Annotated in this window: 2 protein-coding genes; both read left to right on the top strand. The window is 43.9% G+C overall.

The features are described from left to right. Positions 1-123, top strand: a 123-nt coding sequence (locus GCE9029_RS26440) for a TauD/TfdA family dioxygenase (protein WP_197475437.1), incomplete at its 5' end; no start/stop codon positions are given. Between the two features lie 168 nt (positions 124-291). After that, the coding region (locus GCE9029_RS26645; RefSeq protein WP_197475436.1) for a hypothetical protein at positions 292-538 on the top strand (247 nt) is incomplete at its 3' end.

Genomic DNA, 538 nt, shown 5'->3' with positions numbered 1-538 from the left:
CAGTGGCAAGCGGACTCAGTAGCTATTTGGGATAATAGGGTCACTCAGCATTTCGCCGTGACAGATTATGACGATCAACCGAGAAAGCTTCACCGTGTGACCGTGCAAGGCGATTACGAGTAGATTAAACCGATTAAGCATTTGGTTAAGGCCGTTTTTAAGACACTTTCCACTCGAACTCAAATGAGGTTGGGGGTCTATTGTGATGCATATGTTCATGTTGTGTGAGCATTTTTTATGAAACAGTCCATTTCACGATGGCTTTGTAGGATAAACCATGGGAGTTAAGCAATGCAGACTTTAAAACTTCGTGCTTTCGTTGTTTCCACCGCGTTAGTCTTAGGTAGCTGTATGGTGCTGCCTAGTTGGGCAGATGAAACCAGTAGCGATACCAAAGCGTTAAATACACAAATAGCTCAATCACCCATGCCACATGAAGCAAGTTACGACACCAAAGACTTAAATGAGCAGTTGGTGATGGCGAACTTGTGGGTACAAGCGTCAGGCGAATATAAAGCATTGGCTTACCAAGCATTTA

Origin of the sequence: Grimontia celer (assembly GCF_900055185.1) — a bacterium.
GTDB lineage: Bacteria > Pseudomonadota > Gammaproteobacteria > Enterobacterales > Vibrionaceae > Enterovibrio > Enterovibrio celer.
Note: the sequence above shows the minus strand (reverse complement) of the source record. Positions and strands in the feature narration are given on the sequence as shown.